18 protein-coding genes are annotated in these 22,234 nt (G+C 39.4%); 15 read left to right on the forward strand and 3 right to left on the reverse strand.

From position 1 onward, the window contains the following. The first annotated feature begins 83 nt into the window (after positions 1-83). From ACPUEN_RS01815 to ACPUEN_RS01880, 14 genes are all read left to right on the forward strand, one after another. On the forward strand, positions 84-848 hold the full coding sequence (locus ACPUEN_RS01815) for a DUF547 domain-containing protein (RefSeq protein WP_425638129.1): 765 nt from the start codon (positions 84-86) through the stop codon (positions 846-848). Between the two features lie 51 nt (positions 849-899). After that, complete coding sequence (locus ACPUEN_RS01820) at positions 900-2,255, forward strand: NAD(P)/FAD-dependent oxidoreductase (protein ID WP_425638130.1); 1,356 nt, start codon at positions 900-902, stop codon at positions 2,253-2,255. Then, the gene (locus ACPUEN_RS01825; RefSeq protein WP_425638131.1) at positions 2,252-3,796 is read left to right on the forward strand and encodes a 4Fe-4S binding protein; all 1,545 of its coding nucleotides are present in this window, start codon (positions 2,252-2,254) and stop codon (positions 3,794-3,796) included. The genes ACPUEN_RS01820 and ACPUEN_RS01825 overlap by 4 nt, the downstream gene beginning before the upstream one ends. Beyond that, entirely contained in the window at positions 3,797-5,263 is a 1,467-nt protein-coding gene (locus tag ACPUEN_RS01830; protein ID WP_425638132.1) for a cellulose synthase family protein, read from the forward strand. A 5-nt stretch (positions 5,264-5,268) separates the two neighbouring features. Continuing rightward, complete coding sequence (locus ACPUEN_RS01835; protein ID WP_425638133.1) at positions 5,269-5,961, forward strand: glycosyltransferase family 2 protein; 693 nt, start codon at positions 5,269-5,271, stop codon at positions 5,959-5,961. Positions 5,962-6,048: 87 nt separating this feature from the next. Next, positions 6,049-6,927: a hypothetical protein gene (locus ACPUEN_RS01840; protein WP_425638134.1), complete on the forward strand. Its 879-nt coding sequence runs from the start codon at positions 6,049-6,051 to the stop codon at positions 6,925-6,927. Next, positions 6,924-8,267, forward strand: coding sequence for a glycosyltransferase 87 family protein (locus ACPUEN_RS01845; RefSeq protein WP_425638135.1), 1,344 nt, complete (start codon positions 6,924-6,926; stop codon positions 8,265-8,267). The genes ACPUEN_RS01840 and ACPUEN_RS01845 overlap by 4 nt, the downstream gene beginning before the upstream one ends. Then, positions 8,257-8,853, forward strand: coding sequence for a hypothetical protein (locus ACPUEN_RS01850; RefSeq protein WP_425638136.1), 597 nt, complete (start codon positions 8,257-8,259; stop codon positions 8,851-8,853). Before ACPUEN_RS01845 ends, ACPUEN_RS01850 begins: the two co-directional genes overlap by 11 nt. A gap of 40 nt (positions 8,854-8,893) precedes the next feature. Then, positions 8,894-9,643: a hypothetical protein gene (locus ACPUEN_RS01855; protein WP_425638137.1), complete on the forward strand. Its 750-nt coding sequence runs from the start codon at positions 8,894-8,896 to the stop codon at positions 9,641-9,643. A gap of 31 nt (positions 9,644-9,674) precedes the next feature. After that, on the forward strand, positions 9,675-10,424 hold the full coding sequence (locus ACPUEN_RS01860; RefSeq protein ID WP_425638138.1) for a DUF6503 family protein: 750 nt from the start codon (positions 9,675-9,677) through the stop codon (positions 10,422-10,424). Between the two features lie 6 nt (positions 10,425-10,430). Continuing rightward, the gene (locus ACPUEN_RS01865; RefSeq protein WP_425638139.1) at positions 10,431-11,648 is read left to right on the forward strand and encodes an alpha/beta fold hydrolase; all 1,218 of its coding nucleotides are present in this window, start codon (positions 10,431-10,433) and stop codon (positions 11,646-11,648) included. Continuing rightward, complete coding sequence (locus tag ACPUEN_RS01870) at positions 11,645-12,685, forward strand: glycoside hydrolase family 113 (protein WP_425638140.1); 1,041 nt, start codon at positions 11,645-11,647, stop codon at positions 12,683-12,685. Before ACPUEN_RS01865 ends, ACPUEN_RS01870 begins: the two co-directional genes overlap by 4 nt. Positions 12,686-12,824: 139 nt before the next feature. After that, positions 12,825-14,531, forward strand: a complete 1,707-nt coding sequence (locus ACPUEN_RS01875; RefSeq protein ID WP_425638141.1) for a hypothetical protein — start codon at positions 12,825-12,827, stop codon at positions 14,529-14,531. 29 nt (positions 14,532-14,560) lie between these two features. Further along, positions 14,561-16,540 carry an ATP-binding protein gene (locus ACPUEN_RS01880; RefSeq protein ID WP_425638142.1) on the forward strand — a complete coding sequence of 660 codons (1,980 nt, stop codon included), beginning with the start codon at positions 14,561-14,563 and terminating at the stop codon, positions 16,538-16,540. 15 nt (positions 16,541-16,555) lie between these two features. Here the strand turns inward: ACPUEN_RS01880 and ACPUEN_RS01885 are convergent, their stop codons facing one another. Continuing rightward, on the reverse strand, positions 16,556-18,106 hold the full coding sequence (locus tag ACPUEN_RS01885; RefSeq protein ID WP_425638143.1) for a hypothetical protein: 1,551 nt from the start codon (positions 18,104-18,106) through the stop codon (positions 16,556-16,558). A gap of 631 nt (positions 18,107-18,737) precedes the next feature. On the opposite strand from ACPUEN_RS01885, the gene ACPUEN_RS01890 reads away from it, so the two are divergent. Next, positions 18,738-20,150 carry a Gfo/Idh/MocA family protein gene (locus ACPUEN_RS01890; RefSeq protein WP_425638144.1) on the forward strand — a complete coding sequence of 471 codons (1,413 nt, stop codon included), beginning with the start codon at positions 18,738-18,740 and terminating at the stop codon, positions 20,148-20,150. A gap of 157 nt (positions 20,151-20,307) precedes the next feature. On the opposite strand, the gene ACPUEN_RS01895 is transcribed toward ACPUEN_RS01890, so the two are convergent. Next, positions 20,308-21,156 carry a 3-keto-disaccharide hydrolase gene (locus ACPUEN_RS01895; protein ID WP_425638145.1) on the reverse strand — a complete coding sequence of 283 codons (849 nt, stop codon included), beginning with the start codon at positions 21,154-21,156 and terminating at the stop codon, positions 20,308-20,310. Further along, positions 21,153-21,962 carry an endonuclease/exonuclease/phosphatase family protein gene (locus tag ACPUEN_RS01900; RefSeq protein ID WP_425638146.1) on the reverse strand — a complete coding sequence of 270 codons (810 nt, stop codon included), beginning with the start codon at positions 21,960-21,962 and terminating at the stop codon, positions 21,153-21,155. The genes ACPUEN_RS01895 and ACPUEN_RS01900 overlap by 4 nt, the downstream gene beginning before the upstream one ends. Between the last annotated feature and the right edge of the window lie 272 nt (positions 21,963-22,234).

The following is a 22,234-nucleotide window of genomic DNA, read 5'->3' on the forward strand; positions in this document are numbered from 1 at the left end:
AAATTGGTCTTGCATGCGACCATTTCAATTATCACTACATCTTTATTTTGCATAGGATCGTAAATCATCCTAAACACAACCCAATGAAAAATCTCAAATTAAATCTCTTCCTTTCCCTGTCAATAATCCTCCTAAGCTGTCAGAGTTCAGTTCCAGGAATGGCTGCGACTACACCGCCGAGCCATAAAACTTGGAATGAGTTGCTTCAGGCAAATGTAAATGAAAACGGAACGGTCAATTACAAAGGATTTATTAAGGAAAAAGCCAAACTTGAAACCTATCTGAACAGCTTAAGTACAAACGCTCCGGATCGTAAGACCTGGTCAAAGGATGAGCAGTTGGCGTATTGGATCAATGCCTATAATGCTTTCACCGTAAAGTTGATTGTAGATAATTACCCTGTGGAAAGCATCAAAGAACTTGGTCCAGCATTGAAAATACCTTTGATCAAAGATGTATGGCACTATAAGTTTTTCGAGATTGGAGGCCAGGAATCCAGTTTGGACGAGATCGAACATTCGATTTTGAGAAAGGAATTTAATGAGCCCAGAATTCATTTCGCTATCAATTGTGCGTCAGTTTCCTGCCCGCCCTTGCTTAATGAAGCTTTCGAAGCAAAGAGAATAAATGCACAATTGGATAAAGTAGCCAAAGGATTTATAAACGATTCTTCGAGGAATAAAATCACCCCAGATGCTATTCAGATTTCATCAATTTTCTCCTGGTTCAAAGGTGACTTTACTAAAAATGGTAGCCTGATCGATTTCTTGAACAAATACAGCACAGTCAAAATCAAATCAAGTGCAAAAGTTTCTCATTTGGATTATGACTGGAATTTGAACGAATAGCACCGAGTTTTTGGTAAATTTCAATTTGAGTCTTATTTCAACCCCAAACCAATGAGTTCAAATCGCCATGTCGTCATCATCGGCAACGGAATAGCTGGTATTACCTGTGCCCGACAACTTCGGAAGTTGGATGAGAAAGTCCAGATTACTGTGATTTCCGGTGAATCGAAATACTTTTTTTCCAGAACGGCTCTGATGTATGTATTTATGGGACACATGAAATTCGAGCATACACAACCTTATGAAAATTGGTTTTGGGAGAAAAACAGAATTGAACTAAAGGAAGCTTGGGTTAAATCAATCGACTTCTCTGCAAAGAATTTACTTTTTCAATCTGGAGAAAACTTATCCTACGATGACCTGGTAATTGCTACAGGTTCAAAGCCAAATATGTTCGGCTGGCCTGGTGAGGATCTTCAGGGAGTGCAGGGTTTGTATTCCAAGCAGGATTTGGAGCTCATGGAAGAAAATACCAAATCAGGAGTTCAGCGAGCAGTAATCGTAGGCGGAGGATTGATAGGAATAGAGATGGCAGAAATGCTTGCTTACAAAAAGATCCCGGTGACTTTTCTTGTTAGAGAAGCTGGATTTTGGGATAATATTTTACCAAAAGAAGAATCAGAATTGGTAAGTCGCCACATGAGGGAGCATCATATTGACCTCAGACTGAATGAGGAATTGGCTGAAATCATCTCTGGTCCCAATGCTAGAGTTAAAGCAGTACGAACCAAATCCGGCGAGGAAATTCCATGTCAATTTGTTGGATTGACCGCAGGTGTCACTCCTAGCATAGACTTTCTTAGAAATACAGAACTGGCAGTGAATAGAGGAGTGAAAGTTGATCTCGGTTTTAAGACCAATATTCCAAACGTGTTTTCTATAGGTGATTGCGCAGAGTTTCATGAAGCCCCTGCACCTGACCGTCGACCCGTGGAGCAGGTTTGGTACACAGGAAGAATGCATGGTGAAACTTTGGGATTTATTTTGGCAGGAGAAAAAGTCACTTACCAACCTGGAGTTTGGTATAATTCTGCCAAGTTTTTGGACATAGAATATCAGACTTATGGTGCTGTTCCTGCCAAGTGGCATGCAGAAAATTTTCAGTCTTTTTACTGGGAGCATGGGGGAGGAAAGGTTGCATTTCGTATGCTGATGGATTTGGAAGGAAAAATAGTTGGAGTAAATAATTTCGGTTTCCGGTTAAGACATGAGTTTTTCGATCAAGCAATTCGCGGAAAATGGACGGGTGCGAAGGTTATTTCCAAACTCAATAAGGCCAACTTCGATCCAGAGTTTTTTGCACCTTATTACATAGAAATTCAAAAGGCCTTTAAAAGTCAATTCGGTGGAAATGTTACAGTTTCCAAGAAAACATTTATCCAAAAACTATTCGGAGCAAGCGTATGATGATGATTCAAAGATTAGGAATAGGATTGTTTTTGATTGGTTTGGCGATCTTCACTATCATGCCATTCTTAGGTAATTATACGCTAACAGAAGAACTGGTTTTAGCTAATACCAAGGATATTCATCAGGAAAAAATGACGGAAATTCTTACGCCAATGTACGGTGAAACCTACTCCTCCAACTTCTCATTTATCTCAACCTTCAAGGATAATTACAATGCCTACAACGATGCGCTAAAAGACGAGTCCAAATGGGATGAAGTGATTTGGGATGACTATAGCTTTCCCTTGGCGCAAAGTTCTCTGAATAGTCCAGTTCGGGATAATCCATGGCTTTTCATGGGTTTATCGATTGGGTTGGCAGTTTTGGGAGGATTGATGTACAACCTTCCGAAGCATAGAGACGAACCAGCTGGCATCAAAAACAATGGGATTTTCCACTCTTCCATGAAAAACCGCGGTTGGATGGGAATGATCACTGGAGCGTACTTGATACTTTTCTACATCATTTTGTATTGGTTTCCAGCCTACATCGTGAATCAAGTTTGGATGGTAACTCCGATGAGCATGATCTTAAGTGGCAACCCAGCAAGTCAATGGTTTCTTTATGGGACGATTTACACCTTGGCAATCATCGTGATGGGCGTGCGGATGTTCAGAAAATACAGGGGAAATAAATACCAGCAATTACGCACGGCTTCGGTGATGTTTTTCCAGACAGCCTTCGCTTTCCTGATTCCTGAAATTCTCGTTTTGCTGAATCAGCCTTATTTTGACTTCAAAAATATCTGGCCACTGGATTACGATTTCTTTTACGATTATCAGATTGATACATTTCTGAGCGCGGGTGGAGTAGGGATGTTTATGCTGATTTGGGGGATTTTGCTGATTATTATTGCCGTTCCACTGTTTACATATTTTTATGGAAAGCGATGGTATTGTTCCTGGGTTTGCGGATGTGGAGGATTGGCAGAGACAGTCGGAGACCCCTATCGTCAGCTTTCTGATAAATCACTTAAAGCATGGAAATATGAACGGGTGATTGTTCACAGCGTATTGGTTTTAGCCGTGGTGATGACAGGCTTGACGATCGTCAATTACTTTTCTGGTTTTGCACTTTTGGGGAACGCCACGAACCAATTACATTCGTTCTATGGTTTTGCGATTGGGTCGGCCTTTGCGGGGGTGATCGGCACAGGTTTTTACCCCTTCATGGGTAACAGAGTCTGGTGTAGATTTGGATGTCCTTTGGCAGCATATCTTGGACTTGTTCAGCGTTTCAAATCCAGATTTAGAATCACGACCAATGGAGGACAGTGTATCTCCTGCGGAAACTGCTCTACGCACTGCGAAATGGGAATTGATGTGCGATGGTATGCCCAACGCGGTCAAGAAATCGTAAGAGCAAGTTGTGTGGGATGTGGAGTTTGCTCATCTGTTTGTCCACGGGGCGTATTGAAATTAGAAAATGGGTCAACAGAAAATCGAATCAATGAAATGCCAATTATTATTGGAAATGATTCCATCAAGATAAATGCGTAAATGATCTTCTTATATCTTTTGATTGGGATTTATGCCCTGGGAATGCTGTTTATTTTCCTTTACAGCCTTGCTCAAGGGCATTTGCTTTTGAGCTTTCTTCGTTCAAAAAAGCACATGAAGGAGGTAGCTCATGAAATCCCGGAATCTTGGCCAAAAGTTACTATCCAACTTCCGGTTTACAACGAACTATATGTTGTCGATCGCTTGATTGTGGCTGTCGCCAAAATGAATTATCCTGCAGATTTGATGGAAATCCAGATTTTGGATGATAGCACAGATCAGACTGCAGAGTTGATTCAAAAGAAAATCCAGGAGTTTCCAAATCTTAATTTTCAATACATACATCGTACTGATCGAGCTGGTTTTAAAGCTGGAGCCTTGAAGGAAGGCTTGGCAAAAGCAAGTGGTGAATTCATCGCGATTTTCGATGCTGATTTCGTTCCTGATCCAGATTTTTTGCTAAAAACTATCCCTTATTTTTCTTCGGAAAAAGTGGGTATGGTGCAAACGCGTTGGACCCATTTGAATAAAAACTATTCGCTCTTGACACGTTTGCAGGCTTTTGCTTTGGATGCACATTTCCTGATTGAGCAGATTGGCAGAAATAGTCAGCATGCCTTTATCAATTTCAATGGGACCGGTGGTATTTGGCGAAAGTCATGCATAGTCGATGCAGGAGACTGGCAGGACGATACGCTGACAGAGGATTTGGATTTGAGTTATCGTGCGCAGCGCAAGGGCTGGGAGTTTGTCTACAGACCAGAAATCGAATCTCCTGCCGAGCTGCCACCCATCATGTCAGCAGTCAAGTCTCAGCAGTTTCGCTGGACCAAAGGCGGTGCAGAATGTGCTGGAAAGCATGCAAAAGCAGTTTTGGGTGAAGATTTACCTTTTAGCACCAAAATCCATGCGATGGCTCATTTGTTCAATAGCAGCCTTTTCATCGCTATTTTAGTAGTAAGCTTGAGTAGTATTGGCGTTTGGTGGGCTGGAATGCAAGGCATGATTTCAGACAATCTGTTTAAAATTGCAGGGCTGTTTATGATCGGTTTTGTTATCATCGCTGGCGTTTATTTGGTGGCTTATTTCTACGAAAAACGAAGTTTCTGGAGAAGTCTACTCCAAGCTATATACATGCTACCACTTTTCCTTTCCGTGTCCATGGGATTGGCGTTGCATAATGCGCAAGCTGTTTGGGAGGGGTTAACTGGCAAGAAATCCCCATTTATCCGCACTCCAAAATTCAATCTGGAAGGAGGCTCAGGCCTAGAAAGCAATAATTATCTCAACTTTAAAATTCCAGCTACCACCTGGATGGAAGGTTTCCTGATGCTAGTCTTCTCCGGTATGGTCGGACTTCATATGTATTGGGGTACTTTCGAAATGTTACCTTTTCACCTAATGCTGGCCGTCGGCTATGGTCTGGTTTTCTTTTCTTCTTTCAAAGCTTACAGTTTAGGTAAATAATCCGCATGCACAATCCTCCTATTATTGACGTAATTATCCCTGCTTACAACGAGGAAAAGTCTATTCCAAAAGTCATTGGAGATATTCCTGCTGTTGTGAGAAATATTGTAGTGGCGAATAATAACTCCGCAGACAATACTGGCAAAGTAGCAGAAGCAGCTGGGGCAAAAGTAGTTTTCGAACCACAGAAAGGCTATGGGAAAGCTTGCCTGACAGCAATGGATTGGATCAAAAAGCAAGAGATTCAACCGGATATTGTAGTCTTTCTAGACGGAGATTATAGCGATTATCCAGAAGAGTTATTGGATTTGATTCAGCCGATTTTGGATCAAAAAGCAGACATGGTTATCGGTTCACGCGCTTTGGGAGAGCGGGAATCAGGTTCCATGACTTTTCCGCAAGTCTTTGGAAACTGGCTGGCTACGACAATGATGAAGTACATGCAAGGTGCCAAATTCTCGGATTTGGGCCCTTTTCGTGCCATAGTTTGGTCGAAGTTACTTGACCTAAATATGATCGATCAGAACTTCGGTTGGACGATAGAAATGCAGATTAAGGCTCACAAAGCTGGACTTCGCTACACAGAAGTGCCAGTGAATTACCGCAAGAGAATAGGAGTATCTAAAGTGAGCGGAACGGTGAAGGGAGTGTTTGGAGCTGGGTATAAGATTATTTATACGATTTTTAAGTATTGGTAATATTGAGATGCTAGTAGCAAGACAAAAGTATCAAGAGCCAAAACATAGATTTTAGACCTTAGAATGTATTTTAGTAATTTTACCTATATGAAAAATTTATTCATTCTTGGATTGGTTTTACTTTTCTCTTCCTCCTGCAATTCCACAGGTCGAAAAGCTATCGACGAGGAGCAATTTGCCTCGCATTGGTATCAGGGCAAAGCTGAGATAAATGTGTTTGATCTGAAACAAATGCGCTATGGAGAGGAGCGGGAAGGTAATGCAGTGATGATCTTTGTGACGGAGGATTTTTCAAAGCGCAAGCAGGTCAAGCTGGACGATCCTGCTGCAGCCGGTAAAGGAGCTATGAAAGTGATGAAGCTGAATATGACCCGCGATTTTGTGACGGGAGTTTATCCTTACAATACCATGCTTTCAGTTTTTACGCCAGTTTATGATGAGTTGAATTCTCCCAAAATCACCGCTTCGGTCACCGAATGGTGTGGACAGTCTTTTGTACAGCTCAACTGGAAAAACAATAAGTATCAAGCCAAATTATTCTCCTATTTCGAGTCTGAAGGAGATCAGGAAATCTCAATCAGTGCCATGTCAGAAGATGAAATCTTCAATTTGATCCGCTTAAATCCTGATTTGGTGCCAACTGGGCACTTGAAAATAATTCCAAGCTTGATATACAATCGCTTCACTCATCATCCCTTGGATGCGGAAAGTGTGAATATTAGTAAGCGTAAAGCAGGTTCAAATCAAGCCGAGATAGAAGTGATCTATTCAGAGATTGGTAGAAAATTGTTGATTCGTTATATGGATGCTTTCCCGTATGAAATTATGTCTTGGCAAGAGACTCAAACCAAAGAAGACGGCACAGAAGAAGTGACTTCAGCTGTGCGGACTAAAGTTCAAATGCTGGATTACTGGGAAAAAAATGGACTTCAGGATGAGTCAATCCGAAATAGCTTAGGGCTTTGACACGGAAGCTCAAACAGCTATTAATTCTTTTAATCTGGCTAGTAATTTCTGTTGGGTTTTTCTGTTTGGCTTACTTCGTTCCAAGAGAAAATTTCTGGCTTACCTTACTAATTTATACTTCCCTATTCGCTGGAACGCTTGCAACTTATTTATTGAGTGAGCAGTCGAAATGGAAGTTGATTTTTATTGGTGGCTTGCTGATTCGGCTGTCGTTATTAATTGCCATCCCAAAATGGTCGGATGATTATCCTAGATTTTTTTGGGATGGAGAGATGGTGAAGATGAACCAAAATCCCTATCTGGAAACTCCTGGAAACTGGCTTAAGAATAATCCCAAAAGTGCAAACCCTTATTTGGAGAATCTCTTTGATTTGATGAATTCTCAGGGGTACTTTTCAGTTTATCCTCCGCTAAATCAAGGAATATTTTATCTAGCTGCTGTAGGTGGAAACCTAGATCCTTTGACTGGGATTTTGGTTTTGAGAATTCTATTGATTCTAGGAGAAATAGGCGTTTTCTTCCTTTTATTTAAGCTTTTTGATCATTTTAAAATGACTAGAAGTAAGCTGATTCTGTACTGGTTGAATCCGCTGGTGATTATGGAAATCACAGGAAATCTCCATTTCGAAGGATTGGTATTATTACTATTGCTGGCGGCGTTATTTGCCTTGATTAAGGATAAGAATGGGCTTTCAGGTGGGTTTTGGGGATTGTCGGTTGGTATGAAATTGTTGCCTTTGATGCTGATTTCTACTTTTTTTTCCTTTGTGAAAACCCGTAAATCAATAGCCTTTTGGTTGGGATCCGCATGTACCCTAATAGTAAGTTTTGCATGGCTTTTAATCGATAATTCCTGGATCCATTTCCTACAGAGTTTGAAGCTCTACCAAGGCAAATTTGAGTTCAACGCTTCAGTCTATTACCTGATACGGGAAATTGGTTTTTGGATCAAGGGATATAATATAATAGGTGATCTTACGCCGATTTTGAGCAGTATAACGCTACTAGGAATTCTCTATTTTTCTTGGAAAAGGAAGCCTGAAAACACGCATCAGCTCGTTGATTTATGGGTGTTGATTTATTTGTTTTATCTGATTCTTCAGCCCGTAGTTCATCCTTGGTATCTGATTCCAGCTTTTGGCTTGAGTTTATTTACTAATAAAAAAGCCTTCTTAATCTGGACTTTCGCGGTCATATTTTCGTACCAAGCCTATGGAGATCCAAACTATCAAGAAAGCCCAATTTTCCTTTTCTTAGAATATTCCATACTTGCACTAGCTGTTTATTGGGATTATTTTATGAAGACGGATGATATGAATTCACTATCGAATGGTAACTGAAAAAAAGCAAAACAAAATTACTGGCTATGACATTGTCGCAATAATTTCATCAATTGGATTGATTGGCTGGATTATTACTGACTTTTTTGGTGGTATGATTTTGTGGTTTCTTTCTTATGGCGTAATTGTCGCATTTATAATTCTGTTATATGTTTTCTCATTTTTCAACACTTTAATCTCCTTAATTAGAAATGGAAAAGGAGCCAGTAAAGTAAAACTTGTAGCTCACGGAACAGTACTTCTGGTAATTCTCGGATTCAATTTATACCATTCTGAACTTTTCAAATCGAAAAGTATAATGATTGCATCTTTGAAAGATGATCTCTTTTATTACCGCTTGATTTTTAGAGAAAATGGAAATGTTGAAAATCAAATTAATGGTTTCTTCGGCTTTTCTGAGACTTACCACGGGAAATATAAAATTGAAAAAGACTTGATAATATTCAGTGAAAAACCTTATGATAATGATTTTATCCCTGACACCCTTTTGATTGACAAAAGCCAGAATGCACTATTTATGGAGAAGGATTCAAATGGTGATTTTCGAACCGAGAAAAATTGGTTAAACCACTTTGAAATTGAATGAAAAGGTAAGGAATAAACATCTTCTAGAAATTGCTCCATAAATGATCTCAGTTAATACTTTCATGAATTATAAATCTCTACTCTCTATTGTCTTATCTCTCTTCTTTTTCTCCTGCACTCCCAGTCCTGAAGAGCAAGCTCAGGAACTTGTTGAAAAGTCAATTGAAGGACATGAGCTTTCAAAGAAATGGGAAAATGTTGCTGCTATAAGGTTCAAGAAATTGACTCGCTTGCTATATGAAGATGGAGCGGTTGAGAGCGAGTCAGAGCAATGGGTGGAATTTCGATTGAAACCGTACTTTGAAGCTAAACTGACTTGGAGCAAAGACAGCATTTCTCATATTGTGAATTTCAACGGAAGCAAAACGAGCTATCAAATGGGGGAGAATTCTATTCAGAATGAAGGCTTTTTGAAAGCAAAAAGAGTTGAAATTGATGCTGTTTATTTTGCTTTTGCGCAGCCATGGAATCTGCTGGATGAGAATACTAGCTTAATGTACGAAGGTCAAAAGACTCTGGAGGGTGGTAAAATAGTGGAGTCAGTTCGAGTAGAAAACTTGAATGCTCCCAAGCCATTTTGGATTTATTTTGACACAGTTTCTTTCAAGGTGGAAACAATAGAATCGCAGGGGAAGGATTATAAAAGTTTGCTTGAAAATCTAGCTCCTGATGAATCTACCGGGCTTTTATTTCCAAAAGGGCAGAAGAGTTATAGAATTGATGATTCCGGTAAAAAGCTGTTTTTACAAGCGGAGTATTTATATTCTGACTATCAGGTAACTTTTGAATAATTAAGTCGTGGCCTACATAAAACATAACAATATGAAATCACATTACCTTCTTACTTTCCTCTGTGGAATTGCGATTTCCACTTCCTGTGACTCAAGGACTGAAGCTGAGAAAATCGTGGACAGGGCAATTGAAGCTCACGGAGGTGATGCTTATACTAATTCCAAAGTTGAATTTGACTTTAGGAATATCCACTACACCATTTTAAAAACGCTGGATAGATTTGAATACATCCGTGAATTTTCAGATTCTACAGGAAATGTGATGGATGTTCTCAATAACAATGGATTTGTACGCACAGTAAATGGTGCCAAAATCGATACGCTTTCAGAAGAGTGGATAGGTAAATACTCCCGCTCAGTGAACTCTGTGGCCTATTTTGCTTTTTTGCCTTATGGGCTAAATGATCCTTCGGTTTTTAAAGAGTCACTGGGAGAGACAGAAATCAATGGTGAGAAATACGATTTGATTAAAGTGACTTTTGCGGAAGAAGGAGGGGGAGAAGATTTTGACGACGAGTTTTTGTACTGGATTGGAATCGAGGATTCGATCGTCGATTTCATGGCATACAGCTATCACACGGATGGAGGAGGAGTGAGAATGAGGGAAGTAAGTGCAGTTAATGAAGTGGGAGGAATTCGGTTTCAGAATTATTTGAATCTCAAACCTGAAGATGAAACGGTGCATGTAGAAAAGATGCAGGAGCTTTACGAATCTGGAGATTTAGAGCTACTTTCAGAGATAAACCTGGAGAATATCAAGGTGCAGCCAATCAATAATTAACCTAAAATGAATCCAAAACGACTGACATTTACAAATAGAAACGGCTTAGAATTGGCAGCTCACTTGTATTTGCCAGCGAATCAAAAGCCTAGCTTTTTTGCACTATTTGCTCACTGCTTTACATGCTCCAAAAATTTCTCTGCAGTCACCCGCATTTGTACTGCTCTCTCACAAAATAGTATCGCGACCTTAAGTTTTGATTTTACCGGCCTTGGGATGAGTGAGGGGGAATTTGAGGAGTCAACATTTTCCAGTAATGTGAGCGATTTGTTGGATGCTGCTTATTTTCTTACCAAAGAATATCAAGCACCGAAAATGCTTATTGGCCACTCGCTAGGCGGAGCTGCAGTATTATACGCTGCTGCCGAGATGCCTGAAGTGAAGGCGGTGGTGACTATTGCTGCGCCTGCTTATCCTGGGCATGTGCAAAATCTTTTTTCCGAGAGTGTTGCTGAAATCGAGAAAAACGGAAAAGCAAAAGTGAATATAGGAGGTAGGCCGTTTACGATTTCGAAGAGTTTTTTGGATGATTTGGAGCAAAAGCCCTTAGATACCTTCCTGAAAAAGCTTCGGAAATCTCTGTTGGTGATGCACTCTCCTCAGGATGAAATCGTCGAAGTAACTAATGCTGCTGAAATATATAATGCGGCGTTGCACCCGAAGAGCTTTATATCGTTGGATGGCGCTGATCATTTGATTTCTAATCCAGAAGATGCCGAATACATTGCTGAGATGGTCGGAAGTTGGAGTAAGAGATATGTTGCAATTGAGGGGGCTGAGGAGGAGAATGATACCCGAGGAAATCAGGTTTTTGTACGACTTTCTGGAGATAAATATACGACCGAAGTCATGACTCCTAATCATCATTTGATTGCTGATGAACCAAGTGAAGTTGGAGGTGCTGACCTTGGACCTAATCCTTATGATTTGCTCATGGCTTCGCTTGGTAGCTGCACAGCAATGACGCTGAAAATGTATGCAGAACGTAAAAAATGGCCATTGGAAGAAGTTTCAGTTTTTCTCAATCACGAGAAAGTACACTTGGCAGATAGTGAAAATCCGGAAAATTCTTCAGCTAAAGTCAGTCAGTTTACGCGCATCATAGAGATTGAAGGGGATCTCGATGGAGAGCAAAGACAAAGGTTGTTGGAGATATCCAACAAATGTCCTGTGCATAAAACACTGCAGGAAGAAATTGTCATTCAAACTATGCTGTCAAAATGAAGACTTCTACCCAAAGAACATATCTTTTTAGCTCTGTAGGAGTCGTTCTGCTGTTGGGTTTGAGTTGGTGGTTTTCGCCTGAAAGTACTGGTGTAATAGCACTTGAAAAATGGAAAGGCGTCTGCTGGGTTGGAAGTAGGTCTCCACTCTTAGGACCTGAGTTGGAAGCTTTGAAAGCTACAGGAGCAGATGCACTCTCGCAGACTCCATTTGGCTGGCAAAGTGAGAAGAATACGCCGGAAATCCGTTGGGACACGCATAATGAGAACAAGTGGTGGGGAGAATCCTCCGCAGGCATTAAGGCGACTTTCGATTCCTCGGCCAGACATGGAATTATGAATATGCTAAAGCCGCACTTGTGGGTTCGTGGTAGCTGGCCGGGAGAAATTGAGATGAAGAATGAGGCCGATTGGGAGGAATGGTTTGCAAACTACAGAGGCTTTATTCTTGATTATGCGCTTATGGCTGAAGAGCATCAGATTCCCATGCTTTGTGTGGGAACAGAGTTGGAAATGACTTCTGAGCGTGAAGAAGACTGGAGAAAGGTGATATCGGAAATCAGAAAAGTCTATTCCGGTAAATTGATTTATGCTGCCAATTTCACTGAATTTGAGCAGGTTAAGTTTTGGGATGCGTTGGATTATATAGGTATACAGGCATATTTTCCACTTTCTACCAAAACGGATCCAACACTTTCAGATCTTAAATCAGGCTGGAAAAAGCATTTACCTAAAATTGATAAGGTGGTCCGCAAGTACAAAAAACCTGTCATGTTCACCGAGATTGGCTATTGCAATACCGTTGATGCAGCGGAGGAGCCTTGGGTTTGGCCAAACGAGCGAAAAGAGGTGGAGCTGTCAGAGGAAATTCAGGCGCTTTGCTATGAGGCATTTTTTGAAACCGCTTGGAAGGAATCTTGGATGGCAGGAGTATTTTTCTGGAAATGGTATCCTGAGGGGGAACATAGAGATCCGGATTTTACGCCACAGGGGAAAATGGCTGAGCAGGTAATGCAAAAATATTTTTTGGCTAATTGAATTCTAAAGGATGTAATCCATAAATTAAGCCTGTCAAAATCAAAAGATTATCAATAAAAAACTCAGCATTGAAGAATAAATGTTGGTTAAGTTGAGGAGTTTCGCTCTTCAGGGTGAAACGTCACTAATTAGTTAACCTATGAAAACGATTCGAATTTTTATTGCCTCTTCATCAGAATTAAAAGGGGATAGGGAAGAGTTTAGGGCTTTTATATCCCGTGAAAATGATCGTTTACACACCAAAGGGATTTACCTAAAGTTGGAGCAATGGGAGTTTTTCAAAGATTCCATTTCTAGCACTCGACTGCAAGATGAATACAATGAAGCTATACGTCAGAGTGATTTGGTTTTATGTCTTTTCTACACCAAGGTTGGAAAATACACTGCTGAGGAATTTTACACTGCATATGAGATTTTCAAAGCACAAGGGAGACCTCGGATTTGGACCTATTTCAAAAATGCTGCTATTAATGTGGGAGCAATCACAGACGAAATCAACACCCTTTTAGAGTTTAAAAGGAAATTAGGTGAATTAGGACATTTCCATACTGAATACACTTCAATTGACAATCTGATTAATAAATATCGAAGTCAGTTGGATATGATTTTGCCGGAATACGAATCTGACTCAAGACCTGAACAAGTTGAAACTGCTAATGAATCCTCTGATGAAAAAGAGGAGGGTCCAGTAGAAAATAGTTTTAATGAAGTGCTGACGAAAAACCTACTGGAAGCAATTAGTACGCATAACCGCAAAGCTGGAGATTTTTTATCTGCTAATGCTGACTGGGCAGAAAATGAGGATTTGGTTAAAACGGCGAAGCGAATCATCATCGGCGGATATGTAGGAGTAATAGGCGGCCAAATCCGAAAGTTGATGTCCATAGGCGCAGAGGATTATTCTGACAGCAAAATGATGAGGTATTTGGAGAATTGCCAGATTACGGCAAAGCGTGGCTTACAGCTTATTTGCTACGCAATGCTATCGAGCTTGTGGGATCATCAATTAGCAGATAAAATTGAATTTTCTTCATCTCAAAAAGATGGGCTAGTCAAGTTTTTCAGAAATGCAGCTGAAGAAGATATCCTGGCATTTGTAGAACTACTAGGTCATTTACTGGAAATATATACAGACAATAAATTGGATTTTCTTATTTCAGAATCCCTACACTTGCTTACTGGGCTTCAGGAAGATGGAGATATTAGGAATGCTTGTTTAAAGCTTAATGAGTCCTCTCAGTTATTGAAAAATGCCTCATATACCCTTGAGGATTGTTTGGAAGCAGAAAAAAATCTGTCCGTTGTTTTGGAGAGCTTAAGCTTCTTGTCAGAATACAGGATGATATCTATAAATGAGATAGATTTCAATCAACAGAGAAATGATCATGAAGGATTATATCTACACAATTATACTTTGCTGGTAGGTGAGAGTCTGGCAAATAATGAAAGTCAGAGCAGTGTGCGCAGAGAGTCGTCTCCAGTGATTTCTCATGCCGTGATTATTTTCAAAGATAATTATCGAAATAATATAAATCTCGATCCTTTTATCATTGATTTGAATGGATTGAAGTTAGAAGGAGGGTCAAAAATCTGCTTTTATTCTCACGCGAATACTTATGACGACCTTAGTCTCAACTATAGTTTTATTGAGGATAACAGCAAGGAAATCATTAAAAAGTCAAGTAATCCAAGGCCCAGCGACTCTAGCTTGAACGTACTTAATTCTTGGCTTTCCAAGAAGGAAAATAGGATAGATATGAACCTCGACAAGGTTTACAGTTTGTTTTTCGAAGCTAAAAAAGCCTTAACTGGAGTAGAAGAAGAATTCGCAGAAGACTCATTTTAATTTTTTGTAATCCATTAACAGCAAGCCCCATGAAAAAGTATCCTTTCAAATTTCTTGACTCCTATCAAAGAGAAGATAGAAATGTGTTTTTTGGAAGGGATGAGGAGATCAAAGCCTTGTATGAAATGGTCTTTCAATCTGCGACGGTACTAGTGTATGGAGCGTCTGGAACAGGTAAAACGAGTTTGATCAATTGTGGATTGGCAGGGAAGTTTCAGCGTCACGATTGGCTGGATCTGATGATCCGACGAGGTTCTGATATCAATAAATCCTTGAAATCAGTTTTGGAAAAGGCTGGAGGGAAAGTGGATGAAGCGTTCGATGAGACTAAATATCTAGACGAATGGGAAATAGACACGGATGGCTCGGGTCAGGAACTGACACCAATCAGTAAATCAATTCGGGCTGTTTACCAGAAGAACTTCAGGCCGGTGTATTTGATCTTTGATCAGTTTGAGGAGCTTTTCATCTTAGGCTCCCTTTCGGAACAGCAGATTTTCATCGAAACAATCCAAGGGATTCTTCAATCAGGTCAACCTGTCAAATTGATATTCTCAATTCGAGAGGAGTATTTAGGATATTTGTTTGATATTGAGCGGGCTATTCCTCAGCTTCTTCGCAAGAAACTGCGTGTGGAACCAATGAACCTGGAAAAGGTAAAGCAAGTAATTTTTGGAGCTACCGCATTTGAAGGATCGAATATCTCTATCAAAGAAGGAGAAGAAGAAGCAGTAGCTGAAGCTATTTTTCACAAAATCAAAGGCGACAAAAAATCCCTGACCATTCAATTGCCATTTTTGCAGGTTTTTTTGGATAAGCTATATCTGAATAGTACTGGAGACAAAAAGCGGGAAAAGCCAGCTGAATTCACTTCCGATAAAGTGAATGAAATGGGTGAGATCGGTGATATCCTGAGCAATTTTCTGGAGGAACAGGTTGCTGATATTTCTAGAGAATTGATAAGTAAATACCCGATCTTAAATCCAGGGCTAATCTGGAAAATACTTTCTCCATTCGCCACATTGGAGGGCACCAAAGATCCTATCACAAAAAAGGAATTATTCGATCGCTTGCCGGATTTAGATCAAAAATTGGTCAATGATGTGGTGGAGGCTTTTTCTAATAACCGACTCCTTCGCTACAATGAGAACACGGATACGTACGAGATTTCTCACGATTCCTTAGCTAAGCCAATCGCAGAACGGAGAAGTGTTGAGGAAACTGCTCTACTGGAAGTTAAACGTCTCATTAAGAGCCAAATCGGTGTATCGGATGAAGCTAGGGAGTTTTTTAGCGAGAAACAGCTTATCTATATTGAACCGTATTTGGCGAAGATCAAGCTGAGTGAGGAAGAGCTTAATTGGATAGCAAAAAGCAAATCAGAAATCCAGTTACAAAAAGAGCAATTGATAAAAAATCAACTTATAGAAATTAACAAGAAAAGGAAAGAAAGGGCGAAATGGATTACAATTATTGTATCAATACTTCTACTGAGTTTTGTAGTGGTTGTACTTTTTGTTTTTAATGCACAGCGAAACGTAGTCGAGGCAAAGGAAGCTCAGCTTGATAGCCAATTAAAGTCTTATGAGACTAAATCATTATTAAAGCTTATCGTTCAAGGCAGGGGGCCGGAATATGAAAATCTTTCAGATGAAGAAATCGAACAACTTGTATACAAAGAGAGAACTTATCCTCTTGATAGTTTAATAGAAGTTAAAGCCTCAGTTAGCCCTTCAAATACAAGTGGAAACAACAGGAATTACACTATGTGGCTGGATCTGCCATCTTTTAGAAGAAATGAAATCAAAGAAGTTCAATATAATTTCTGTAGAGGTTTTATAGATCAAAAACGGGTTTCGAAAGATCCCAGTTCTTCATTTTCAATCGGATACTTAGGTTTTGGATATTGCCCAACTATGGAAATCGATATAATTTTAGTCCATGGGGACACCATCAATAAGACCTTTTCCTTTGAGAATTATTTTAAAGAAAACCCGCTGACAGATTAATTCTAAAGATTTGATCTACTGAACAATAGTTAATAATCCCGCATTTTTAAGATGATCTTGCACTGTTAGATTTCCGCTAAGATCCAGTTCAGGAACCTCTCCTATGTCATTTTGGTGGAAGTGATAAACAAATAGCGATAGGACCATATTTGAGAGGCTTTTCTCCCTCAGAGGATCTGGGAGCGTATCGTAGCTGTTTTTCAACAATTGCTGTGCAAAGCCTGGAGTCATTGCAACATTGCTCATGGTGGCTGGGTTTGATGCCACGATAAATGCAAACATCCTAAACTCAGACTCTACCTTAAAAAACATGGACTTAAAAATTTCGAAGTAGGAGAACTTTCCATCACCGCCGAGATTCTGAGTAAATCGCTCTTCTGATGGAACTGGAGAACCATCGATGTTGAATTTTTCCAAACTGGTGGTCAACGCAAATCCATCCATATCATAATAGTAATGAAGTTGATTTTTGTACCCTGCATCGACTAAACTTTTGCTGAGGAATGAATCTACTTGGCCAAGAGTGGATAAAGTAGGCTTAAAAGCTAGTTTTATGAAATATGCTGATGCCTTTGGAGCTGGGTTAGGGAAAAAATAGTATTGCGAACTTTTAGAAGGCATTTGGACCATAGCTGAGGTACCTGCACTATTCTGTTCTCCAAATTGCTTATCGATGGGGAACTTACTGCTTATTTCCCTGCTCAGACTTTCAAGCACCTTCTGGTTTAATTCTTCCTTTATAAATCTATCTTTCTCACTCCTTACGCTACTTTTGAAATCTTTGAACTGTTCATGCAAAAGTTGTTTATTGAAATTTCTGGGAGCCCGAGTTCTTCTTGATGCTAAGTATTTTAATTGAACATATCGTGAAAGTATATCCAATCGTGAATCCGCGAGATATTCAGAGCTAATAAAATTAGGATCCCCAAAGGAAAATGGTTGAAAATCAGGCTTATTATTGGTGATTTCCATACTAAGTGGCATATCATAGATGCCAGCATAGAATTCAAGTGAATCAATATGGTACTGATTTTTATTTTTTGCAGCTAAGAAAATACGCTGAAAGTCAGGATAAATATCTTCGTTAAACAATGTGTTTAATTCATTTTTCAAGCTTCTGATTTCAGATTTCAACAACAGGTTTGATTGAAGATCAAATTTGATCAACTCATACAGGCTATTTTCTTTTTTATCAAATGTCTTGAAATCTTCAATTTTAGCATCATTGTAATATTTAATTCCTCGATCAAGGATGCTTTTCAATCGACGCAATAAGCCGCGGCTCACTTCATCTTTAGTGCTGAGTAAAAACTTCGTTTGGTTTTGATGAAAAAGGGCATTTGTGAAATTATAAAGCGTTGAATTTGATCGAATGAAGGCGCTGTCATTAATGGATTTGAGTTGATCATTTTCATATGCAATGATCTTTTTTAAGCGTTCATCAGGGATGCTGTCAAAATAAATTTCTACCAAATACAAGTTCATGTATGCTTGTGCAAGAGTAATTGTATCATTTTTACTGGAGATAGAATTATCCTGAGCTCTGGTGGAGTCTAGAGCAGCCACCAGTAATATTATGAGAAAGACGAGCCTGAAAAACTTCATTTGACTTAAATAAATGAATTATTTGAAACCTCGCTAATAGTTTGGGTATAGCTGAGATTACTTTAAAACAATTTTCTTACTTCAATATACTCTTTAAATTTATAAATGCCTGTTTAAGTGTGATTTGATTCTGCCTTGTTGTGCTTGATCAATCGTATTTTTCGTTTAGCTAAAATCCTTTTAAGGCATAGAATCCTTGGGATTTTATTGATCTATGTCATTTTTTTTGGGATAGTTAAGATTTACTTTTGCACGAAGAATCCGAACAGTCCTTTGAGTATTAGTTGTTGAAAAGTGAATAATCGCCCCTAACTTTTTGTCTATTATCTAATTTCTGGATTGTAATCCTTGCTAAGAAAGTTTGATTGAATAGTCCCAAATTATGATTGGAGATAACCGAAAGCCAAAAGCTTTCGGTTTTTTTATTTATAAGGTGCCCGGACTTCCTTTATTTTTTTATTAATTAGCTGAGTCATTAGATTTAAGCAATTTGAAATTGAACATAGAGTGACTTACTGCTATCGATAGGCGAATCAGACAAGCGAGATTCCTCCCGATAGCGGGATGACCATTGAAAAACAATAATAAACGTATGAAAAATAACCAGAGAAGAGAGTTTCTGAAGTCTACCGGCCTGGTAGGTTTGGGGCTTTTCGGAGCGGGATCTACCCTCGCCAATGAATTTGAAAACCTACCTTTACAAGCTAAGAAGGGCGTTAATCGCATCCAATCTTTCAATATGAGCGGTTTTGCTGCTCCTAAGATTGATACTGTTCGCATAGGGATAGTTGGACTTGGAATGAGAGGGCCTGGTGCTGTTGATCGATTGAGTAAAATAGAAAATGTAGAAATAAAAGCGCTTTGCGATTTACTACCCGATCGTGTAGAAAAAGCAAAAGCTCAATTGAAAGACACTCCACATAAGCCAACTGGTTATTCAGGCAATGCTTATTCTTGGAAAGAAATGATGGATCGTGATGATCTTGACTTGATTTATATCGCGACACCGTGGGAATGGCATACTCCAATGGCTGTATACGCCATGGAAGCTGGTAAGCATACGGCCTGCGAAGTTCCTATAGCGCGAACACTCGATGAATGCTGGCAATTGGTGGAGACTTCTGAGCGGACTAAAAAGCATTGCATGCAGTTAGAGAATTGCTGCTATGATTTCTTTGAGTTGATGACTTTGAAAATGAAGCGTGAAGGCTACTTTGGAGAAGTAATTCATGTAGAGGGAGCTTATATTCACGATTTGCTTGCTCTGAATTTCAACAAGGAGAATGGTTATCAGGATATGTGGCGATTAAAGGAAAACTATAGAAATGGTAACCTTTATGCTACGCATGGTTTGGGACCAATTTGTCAAATTCTAGACGTAAATAGAGGAGATCAAATGGACTTTTTGACCTCAACATCTTCCAATGATTTCTCCATGCATGCAGAGGCTGTAAAATTGGCTGAGCAGGATAATTTCTTTGCTTCTTATGCTGAGAAGAAATTCCGTGGCAATATGAATACCACCATGGTCAAAACTAAACTTGGCAAAACGATCATGATTCAGCACGATGTGTCCTCACCACGTCCATATTCAAGACTTCATGTAGTGAGTGGGACTGAAGGCTACGCTCAGAAGTATCCACAACCAAGAGTAGCTAAAGGTCACGGCTGGTTGAAGGATGAGGAATTCAAGGATTTGGAAACCAAGTATACTCCAGAAATCATCCAGAAAGTAGGAGAGTTGGCCAAAAAGGTAGGTGGCCATGGAGGTATGGACTTTATGATGGATTGGAGATTGATCGACTGCCTGAGAAATGGCCTTCCTTTAGATCAAGATGTTTATGATGCAGCTCTTTGGAGTGCAGTATCTCCGCTGAGTGAGTGGTCGGTAGCCAATAGATCCAATTCTATTGATGTACCAGACTTTACTGGCGGAAATTGGAAAACAAATGAGCCAGTCAATATCACTTTAGCTGGTGGTGGAAATACAGGAGTGAGAGTTTGATTTATTAGTCCCAAGTATTAAGTACACCAAATACCGAGTACTAATTATACTCTGATAGAAGTTTGGAGGATATGATCCAAGAACTCACAAAAAAGCCCGTTGATTAGTAGATCAGCGGGCTTTGATTTTTTAGTTAAAGTCTTAATTCTGAACTTGACTATTTTTCATTAAGCTTTTTGATAATTAACGCTTCTAATTTAGCCTGATCATCTTTGATAGGATCTAAGTCGATAATTCTAACTTTTCTAAAATCAATTGGATGACTTTCACTTTGTAATGAAATCCATCCTCCAGTTAGCATTTGACCATCTACTTTCACTTTTGGATCGGCTGGGTTTACATTTCCTCCACCTATTTGGGCCTGAGTGTAGCTTAAGACCGTGTCTTGTCCTACCAGATGATGCACGTCTCCATTTCCTAGGACTATGAAGTTTGCAGTTACCCACTGATCTCCATGGTATGTTTCGGAGGTAGAGTTGACACAGTGGGAAGTGATAAGTTTATCATCCATCACTACGTTGGTGCCTGGAGTACACAGATTACAGGTACTTCTTTTATCGGTTCCATTGCCACCTAGGAATTGTGCTTCTATTGAGATTGGGAAGTCCTGATCTTTAAGCATGGTTTTAGGATCTTGACAATGAAGCATGGCTCCACTATTTCTTGTGGCCCAGCCTTCTCCACCATTTGCTTGATCACCCACAAATCTATATTCTACTTGAAGCAAATAATTTGAGAATGACTTTTTGTAAAAAATATGACCATACTGCCTGTCAAACTGGTCGTAGCCATCATACCTAACTTTCATCAAGCCATCTTCAACTCTAAACGTATTTGCGAAATTGTCATTAAGTTCATGAGTTCGGATTTTTACAATCCAATCTTTCATGTCTTTTCCATTGAAAAGTGATTGCCAATCGGGGTCTTTAGCATCAGTTGATAAGAGCTGAAAGGAAAAAAATCCAACAGATAGCGTTAATACAAGGAATAGGGCTATTTTTTTCATTCTTTATAGGGTTTTATTAATCGAAGGGTAACTAAAACGGGGTAATGATCAGAGAAGGGCGCGTCAATTACCTTGTAGTTCACAAGCTCAAAATACTCTGAATCATACCATACGTAGTCAATTCGTTTTCCTTCCTCTGAGTTGAATGTTGAAGTGGTATCGTTTGCCACCATTCCGGCATCACTCCATTTTTCTGGAATACTTTTGTATACTTCTGAGGCAGGATCAAAGTTTAAATCACCTACCCAAAATGCTGGATTAGGAAGTGAATCTGCGTAGCTAATGATAGAATCCAATTGTGCAAGGCGGTTTTCTGGAAACTGATGGCAGAGATGTGTTGCTCCAAAGTAAAGCTCTTTTCGTTCTCTCAATTCAATTTTTGCCCAGGCAGCAGCTCTAGGTTCCCCACCAGCAGGTGTAGGTAAGGGCAAAGTGGTGTAATTCAAGGCTTTTTTGACCAAAATACCTTCACCATATGCGCCTTCTGCAAAATCCATCGCCTTGGCAAAGTAACTTCTATAGCCGGTCTTCTTTCCGAGCTCGGCTATCCAGTCAATTTTCTTACCGTAGATTTCTTCAGAGCGAGTCGTCATACTGTCCACCTCTTGGAAAGCTACCACTTCAGGTTGCAGTAAAACTATCAGATTGGCAATATCATCTAAGTTGGGCTCACCTAGGGAATCTGGCTTTTCCCCATGGTAAATATTATAGGTTAGAATCTTAAATTCAGGATACTTTTCTTGAGCAAATAAACTGAAGGTTAACCCCAGTAAAAAAAATAGTAATACAAAAGATGTTTTTTTCATGTTGGATCGAATTGCTCGTTCTTACTTTTTAAATATCTCAAATTAATTTATTTCGAAAAAAGTAAACGAATCAAAGTGGAAGTTAATGATTTTTGAAGCTTCGAAAGAATTAAAATAATGCCCTTGTTTCCACTTTTTATTTTTATGGTTGAATACTGCTTTTATGTGGAAAATTTCATCGGTTAATTAAAAATGATTTAGTTATAATTTATTTGTATCTTTTTGAAATTATCCATTGATAGATTCATCCTTACTTTAGTTTATTAATCTCC

Source organism: Algoriphagus yeomjeoni, from assembly GCF_049821175.1.
Taxonomy (GTDB): domain Bacteria; phylum Bacteroidota; class Bacteroidia; order Cytophagales; family Cyclobacteriaceae; genus Algoriphagus; species Algoriphagus yeomjeoni_A.

Bases quoted from the DNA above. Each gene is read 5' to 3' on its own strand.
- ACPUEN_RS01815 (WP_425638129.1), top strand. From the start codon at position 84: ATGAAAAATCTCAAATTAAATCTCTTCCTTTCCCTGTCAATAATCCTC.
- ACPUEN_RS01820 (WP_425638130.1), top strand. From the start codon at position 900: ATGAGTTCAAATCGCCATGTCGTCATCATCGGCAACGGAATAGCTGGT.
- ACPUEN_RS01825 (WP_425638131.1), top strand. From the start codon at position 2,252: ATGATGATGATTCAAAGATTAGGAATAGGATTGTTTTTGATTGGTTTG.
- ACPUEN_RS01830 (WP_425638132.1), top strand. From the start codon at position 3,797: ATGATCTTCTTATATCTTTTGATTGGGATTTATGCCCTGGGAATGCTG.
- ACPUEN_RS01835 (WP_425638133.1), top strand. From the start codon at position 5,269: ATGCACAATCCTCCTATTATTGACGTAATTATCCCTGCTTACAACGAG.
- ACPUEN_RS01840 (WP_425638134.1), top strand. From the start codon at position 6,049: ATGAAAAATTTATTCATTCTTGGATTGGTTTTACTTTTCTCTTCCTCC.
- ACPUEN_RS01850 (WP_425638136.1), top strand. From the start codon at position 8,257: ATGGTAACTGAAAAAAAGCAAAACAAAATTACTGGCTATGACATTGTC.
- ACPUEN_RS01855 (WP_425638137.1), top strand. From the start codon at position 8,894: ATGATCTCAGTTAATACTTTCATGAATTATAAATCTCTACTCTCTATT.
- ACPUEN_RS01860 (WP_425638138.1), top strand. From the start codon at position 9,675: ATGAAATCACATTACCTTCTTACTTTCCTCTGTGGAATTGCGATTTCC.
- ACPUEN_RS01865 (WP_425638139.1), top strand. From the start codon at position 10,431: ATGAATCCAAAACGACTGACATTTACAAATAGAAACGGCTTAGAATTG.
- ACPUEN_RS01870 (WP_425638140.1), top strand. From the start codon at position 11,645: ATGAAGACTTCTACCCAAAGAACATATCTTTTTAGCTCTGTAGGAGTC.
- ACPUEN_RS01875 (WP_425638141.1), top strand. From the start codon at position 12,825: ATGAAAACGATTCGAATTTTTATTGCCTCTTCATCAGAATTAAAAGGG.
- ACPUEN_RS01880 (WP_425638142.1), top strand. From the start codon at position 14,561: ATGAAAAAGTATCCTTTCAAATTTCTTGACTCCTATCAAAGAGAAGAT.
- ACPUEN_RS01890 (WP_425638144.1), top strand. From the start codon at position 18,738: ATGAAAAATAACCAGAGAAGAGAGTTTCTGAAGTCTACCGGCCTGGTA.
- ACPUEN_RS01895 (WP_425638145.1), bottom strand. From the start codon at position 21,156: ATGAAAAAAATAGCCCTATTCCTTGTATTAACGCTATCTGTTGGATTT.
- ACPUEN_RS01900 (WP_425638146.1), bottom strand. From the start codon at position 21,962: ATGAAAAAAACATCTTTTGTATTACTATTTTTTTTACTGGGGTTAACC.